We start from the raw sequence: 6,054 nt of genomic DNA on the forward strand, positions 1-6,054 counted from the left end.
GTGCCGTCCTGTTCCTGCACGGGTGGAGTGACTACTTCTTCAATGAGGAGCTCGCCGGATTCTGGACCGCCCAGGGCTTCGAGTTCTTCGCCCTGGACATGCACAACCACGGCCGGAGCCTGCAGCATGGCACCCATGGCGGCTACGTGGCGGACCTGGCCGACTACGACGCGGAGATCACCGCCGCGATCGGCATCATCAGGTCCCTCCGTCCTGACAACGCGCCCGCCGTGCCCGTGACTCTGATGGGCCACTCCACCGGCGGCCTCATCGCGGCCCTGTGGGCGAGCCGGCACCCGGGGATTGCCGCGCAGCTGGTCCTCGACAGCCCGTGGCTGGAGATGCATGGCAGCCCGGCGATCCGCAGGGCTGCCTGGACCATGGTGGAACCGCTGGCACGGCTGCGGCCCGAGTATGTCATCCGGCTTCCCGAGCGTGCCTTTTACTGGCGCAGTATCAGCAGCGCCGCGGAGGGCGAGTGGCTCCTCGACGACAACTACAGGCCGCGCCGGGCCTTCCCCGTGCGCGCCGGTTGGCTCAGCGCCGTCCTCAGCGGTCAGTCGAAGGTGGCCCGGGGGCTGAACATCGACGCCCCCATCCTGGTGATGATCTCCGGCGCCAGCGCCAACGGGATGTTCTGGAAGGAATCCATGCGGCGCACGGATGCTGTCCTTGACGTCAACACCATCGCCTTGCGCGCCCTGAGCCTCGGCCGGACCGTGACCCTGGAACGGATCGACGGTGCCCTGCACGACGTCTTCCTCTCGGCGCCGCGGGTCCGCGCCGACGCGTACGCACGGCTGGCGCGGTGGATTAGGGCGTACGTCCCGGACGACGGCGGGGCGGGCTAGCCGCGGGGAAGCTCCCCCGTCGGGACTGCGGCGTCGACCGCGCCGCCGTACCGGCGGTCCCGCTGGGCGTAGATTTCGACGGCGTCCCACAGCGTGCGCCGGTCGACGTCGGGCCAGAGCGTGTCGAGGAAAACGAACTCGGCGTACGCGGACTGCCAGAGCATGAAGTTGGAGAGCCGCTGTTCACCGGAGCTGCGCAGGAACAGGTCAACGTCTGGCAGGTCAGGCTCGTCAAGGTATTTCTGGATGGTGCGTTCTGTGATGGCACCGGGCTTGAGCCGGCCCGCGGCCACCTCCTCCGCGATGGCGGCCACGGCGTCGGCGATCTCGGCCCTGCCGCCGTAGTTAACACACATGTTCAACGTGCAGGTGCTGTTGCCGCGGGTGAACTCCTCGGCCTCCTCGAGCTCCCTGATGACGGAGCCCCAGAGTTTGGGCCGCCGCCCGGACCAGCGGATCCTGACACCCCAGTCGTCCAGCTGGTTGCGCTGGCGTCGCAGCACATCCTTGTTAAATCCCATCAGGAAGCGGACTTCCTCGGGTGAGCGTCGCCAGTTCTCGGTGGAGAAGGCGTAGACACTGACGTGTTCGATGCCGAGCTCGATGGCGCCGGCCATCACATCCAGCAGCGCCGGCTCGCCGGCCTTATGGCCCTCGATGCGGGGCAGGCCGCGCTGGTTGGCCCAGCGGCCGTTGCCGTCCATGACGATCGCGACGTGCCGCGGAATGAACTCCGCGGGGATGGCCGGTGCAACGGCACCGGAGGGATGCGGGTACGGCGCCACCACGGGGGTGCTGCGCTGCCGGACGGGATTCTTCTTTTTGCCCAGGGCCACGTTTACGTTCGCTCCACATGTTTGAGGGATTTCAGGACACGTTCCAGATGCCACTGCAGATAACTGGCCACCAGCCCAGCGGCCTCCCGCCGGTGGCCGGGGGCGGATGCGTCTGCTGCAACCCAGTTGCCGGTCAGCAGCGCCCCGAGCAGGATCACGGTCTCCGCGGCGGGGGCCGGCGAGCCCGGGGGCCGGCACTCCCCGCAGACCATGCCGCCGAGAGGAGCCGAGAACGCGGTGTGCGGTCCCGGGGCGCCGCAGCGGGCGCAGTCGGTAAAGCTCGGCGCCCAGCCGCCCGTGGACAGTGCGCGGAGCAGGTAGGAGTCAAGGATAAGTTCCGGGGCGTGGTCGCCCCGGCTGAGCGATGCCAGGGCCCCGACCAGCAGCAGGTACTGGGCCGTGCCGGCTTCGCCGTCGACGTCGGTGAGTTTCTCCGCGGTCTCGGTCATCGCTGCAGCCACCGTGTAGCGGCCGTAGTCGGAGGCGATGCTCGAACCGTAGGCGCCCTTCGCGACCGCCTGGGTCACCACGTCCAGGGTGCGCCCCGAGATGAGCTGGAGGTCGGCGACCATAAAGGGCTCAAGCCGGGCCCCGAACCGGCTGCTGGTGCGGCGGACACCCTTGGCCACGGCGCGGACCTGGCCGTGGTGTTTTGTCAGCAGCGTGATGATGCGGTCCGCYTCGCCCAGYTTRTGSGTGCGCAGGACCACGGCGTCGTCGCGGTAGGCGCGGGCKGCRAAGGAGGAAGGTTGGGCCACAGYTAATCTTCGCACTGACTTTTGGGATTCGCCGCCATTGGAAACAGCACTGCGCCGCCGGAACCTCCGGCGGCGCAGTGGGACTGCTCTAGGCGCGGGCGTCCCGGATGGCGCGGTTGACGGCGGAAATGACGGCCTTCAGCGACGCCATGGACGTGTTGGCGTCAATCCCGACGCCCCACAGCACCCGCTCCCCCACGGCGCATTCGACGTAGGCCGCGGCCTGGGCGCTGCCGCCTTCGGACAGGGCGTGCTCACTGTAGTCGAGGACGCGGACGTCCACGCCGTCCTCCCGCAGGATGCTGAGCAGGGCCGCGATGGGGCCGTTGCCCACCCCGGTCCGGCGCAAGGGCTTGCCGTCGATCTTCAGGGCGGCGGTGAGGGTCATGGTGCCGTCCTCGTCCGACTCGGTGCTGACCGCGCCCAGGGCGTAGCGGCCCCACTGGGCTTCGGCTGCGGCGGAGGGCAAGTACTCGTCCTGGAACAGCTGCCACAGCTGGGCGCCGCTGACCTCCCCGCCCACGGTGTCGGTGCGGCGCTGGATAACGCCGGAGAACTCGATCTGGGCCCGGCGCGGCAGGTCCAGGTTGTGCTCGTTCTTCAGCAGGTACGCCACCCCGCCCTTGCCGGACTGGGAGTTCACCCGGATGACCGCCTCGTAGCTGCGGCCGAGGTCCTTCGGGTCCACCGGCAGGTAGGGCACCTGCCAGGTGTAGTCGGCGACGTCCTTGCCCGCTGCGGCTGCATCCTTCTCGAGGGCTTCCAGGCCCTTCTTGATGGCATCCTGGTGCGAGCCGGAGAAGGCGGTAAACACCAGGTCCCCGCCGTAGGGTGAGCGTTCGGCCACGGGCAGCTGGTTGCAGTACTCCACCGTGCGCCGGACGTCGTCAATGTCAGAGAAGTCGATCATGGGGTCCACGCCCTGGACGAACATGTTCAGGCCCAGGGTGACCAGGTCCACGTTGCCGGTCCGCTCGCCGTTGCCAAACAGGCAGCCTTCGATCCGGTCGGCTCCGGCGAGGTAGCCCAGTTCCGCTGCCGCGACGCCGGTGCCGCGGTCGTTGTGCGGGTGCAGGGAGAGGATGATGCCTTCGCGGGGATGCAGGTGCCTGCTCATCCACTCGATCGAATCGGCGTACACGTTCGGGGTTGCCATCTCGACAGTGGCCGGCAGGTTGATGATGACCTGCCGGTCCGCCGAGGCTTCGAAGACATCGGCAACGGCGTTGCAGACGCGCACGGCGTAGGCGAGTTCGGTGCCGGTGAAGGACTCCGGCGAGTACTCGTAGGTGATGTGCGTGTCCTCGAGTGTTTCCTCGTACTTCTTGCACAGGCGGGCGCCCTGCAGGGCGATGTCCAGGATCCCGTCCTCGTCCTGGTTGAACACCACCCGGCGCTGCAGGACGGAGGTGGAGTTGTAAAGGTGGACGATGGCCTGCTTGGCGCCTACCAGGGACTCGTAGGTCCGCTCGATCAGGTGCTCGCGGGCCTGGGTCAGGACCTGGATGGTGACGTCATCCGGGATGTGGTTGCCCTCGATCAGCTGCCGGACGAAGTCGAAGTCCGTCTGCGAGGCCGAGGGGAAGCCGACCTCGATCTCCTTGTAGCCCATCCGGACCAGCAGGTCGAACATTTTCATCTTGCGGGCCGGGCTCATGGGATCGATCAGGGCCTGGTTGCCGTCACGGAGGTCAACGGCGCACCAGCGCGGGGCCTTGGTGATGACCTTCCCGGGCCAGGTGCGGTCCGGCAGTTCGACACTGATGAGGTCCTGGAAGGGGACATAGCGGTGGACCGGCATTCCTGAGGGCTGCTGTGCGTTTCGCATTACTTATCGGGGCCTTTTCTGTGGTTCTTGGTGAAAGGGTGGCCGGGCAACACAAACTCCGCAGCGAGGTTTGGCCTTGCGCTAGATCGCGTCTGAGGCCCCGCCGCGGCAGCTAAGAAGAAGCAGTTCTGCACGCACATTTTCACAGTAACACGGGTGCGTAAGATGAAGGAGCCATACCCCAGCAACGTCCACCATGCAGACGCTGTACCGGTGCCAGGCCCGGTACAGCCGTCCTCTCGAAGGAGCATCAGTGCCGCTTTCCGGAATCGACCCCGCCACCATCGACGCCAGTGTCCGACCCCAGGACGATCTCTACCGGCACTTCAACGGGCGCTGGCTGAAGACCACCACCATTCCGGATGACCGGCCGCTGGAGGGCACCTTCACGGCGCTGCGGGACGGCTCGGAACTCGCGGTCAAGGAAATCATCATCGAGGCCGCGGGCCGCGGGGAGGCCGCGACCGGCATTGAACGCAAGATCGGGGACCTCTACAGCAGTTTTATGGATGAGGCCGCCGCCGAAGCCAAGGGCGCGGAACCGATCCGGGAACGGCTGGCCGAGGTCTTCGGCACCGCGTCGGTGGCCGAGCTGGTCCGTTTGGCCGGGCGGCTGTTCCGGGCTGACGTGTCGGGACTGTTCTACATTTATCCGGCCCCTGACGCGGGCAATCCGGACCGGATCCTGCTCTACACCGGGCAGGGCGGCCTCGGCCTCCCGGACGAGTCGTACTACCGCGAGGAAAAATTCGCGCCGATGGTGCAGGCCTACCGGGAGCACGTCCGGACCCTGCTGGAGCTCGCCGGCATCGCCGAACCCGGGGCCGCCGCGGCACGTGTGGTGGAACTGGAAACCTCCCTGGCATCCCACCATTGGGACAAAGTCACCCTCCGCAATCCGCAGAAGACCTACAACCTCAAGTCAGCCGACGAAGCCGCAGAGCTCTTCCCGCTTCTCGCCGACTGGTTCGACGCCGCGGGCATCGCCGCCGAAAAGCGCGCCGAGCTGGTGGTAAGCACCCCGGACTTCTTCGCAGGGGCGGCAGCGCTCCTTGACTCGGTGCCGCTGGCCACCTGGCAGGAATGGCTGGCCACCCGCGTGGTCAGCGCCGCGGCTCCCTACCTTTCCGCGGCGTTCGTGGACGCAAACTTCGCCTTCTACGGCACCACCCTCAGCGGCACGCCCCGCAACCGGGACCGCTGGAAGCGCGGCGTCGCCGTCGTCGAGGCCGCCCTGGGCGAAGCGGTCGGGCAGATCTATGTGGCCCGGCACTTTCCGGAGAGCCATAAGGAGCACATGCGCTCACTCGTGGGGAACCTGACTGAGGCGTACCGCGACTCCATCACTGGCCTGCCGTGGATGGGCGAGGAAACCCGGACGGAGGCCCTGAAGAAGCTCGATTCCTTCCGGGCCAAGATCGGATACCCGGAGAAGTGGATCGACTACTCGGCCGTGGTGGTGGACGCCGGGGATCTGCTCGGCAACGTTGAACGAGCCCACAGCGCGGACGTCGACCGGCACCTGGACGAGGTAGGACAGCCCGTGGACCGCGAGAAGTGGCTGATGACGCCGCAGACCGTCAACGCCTACTACCACCCGCTGCTCAACGAGATCGTCTTCCCGGCGGCCATCCTGCAGCCCCCGTTTTTCACCGCCGACGCCGACGACGCCGTGAACTACGGCGGCATCGGCGCCGTGATCGGGCACGAGATCGGCCACGGCTTCGATGACCAGGGGTCCCAGTACGACGGCAGCGGCCTGCTCCGGAACTGGTGGACTG

At 67.4% G+C, this 6,054-nt stretch carries 5 protein-coding genes; 2 read left to right on the plus strand and 3 right to left on the minus strand.

Annotation, left to right across the window (positions count from 1 at the left end; genetic code table 11):
* A partial coding sequence (locus AC1DHD_RS13270; protein WP_476880162.1) for an alpha/beta hydrolase occupies nt 1–851 on the plus strand: 851 nt, incomplete at its 5' end.
* Here AC1DHD_RS13270 and AC1DHD_RS13275 read toward each other — a convergent pair.
* The 3 genes from AC1DHD_RS13275 to leuA all read right to left on the minus strand — a co-directional run bounded on the left by AC1DHD_RS13275 (nt 848) and on the right by leuA (nt 4,273).
* Nucleotides 848–1,687: an isoprenyl transferase gene (locus AC1DHD_RS13275; RefSeq protein ID WP_476880163.1), complete on the minus strand. Its 840-nt coding sequence runs from the start codon at nt 1,685–1,687 to the stop codon at nt 848–850. The two genes, AC1DHD_RS13270 and AC1DHD_RS13275, sit on opposite strands and share 4 nt — an antisense overlap.
* A gap of 2 nt (nt 1,688–1,689) precedes the next feature.
* The gene (gene recO / locus AC1DHD_RS13280) at nt 1,690–2,445 is read right to left on the minus strand and encodes a DNA repair protein RecO (protein ID WP_476880164.1); all 756 of its coding nucleotides are present in this window, start codon (nt 2,443–2,445) and stop codon (nt 1,690–1,692) included.
* A gap of 88 nt (nt 2,446–2,533) precedes the next feature.
* Entirely contained in the window at nt 2,534–4,273 is a 1,740-nt protein-coding gene (gene leuA, locus AC1DHD_RS13285; RefSeq protein ID WP_476880165.1) for a 2-isopropylmalate synthase, read from the minus strand.
* A 253-nt stretch (nt 4,274–4,526) separates the two neighbouring features.
* Between leuA and AC1DHD_RS13290 the strand changes: the two genes are divergently transcribed.
* Nucleotides 4,527–6,054, plus strand: a 1,528-nt coding sequence (locus tag AC1DHD_RS13290) for a M13 family metallopeptidase (protein WP_476880166.1), incomplete at its 3' end; no start/stop codon positions are given.

Source organism: Arthrobacter sp. 05L45_2 (assembly GCF_056397525.1).

Excerpts from the sequence above, each read along its gene's own strand:
- leuA (WP_476880165.1), bottom strand. The coding sequence starts at position 4,273 with ATGCGAAACGCACAGCAGCCCTCAGGAATGCCGGTCCACCGCTATGTC.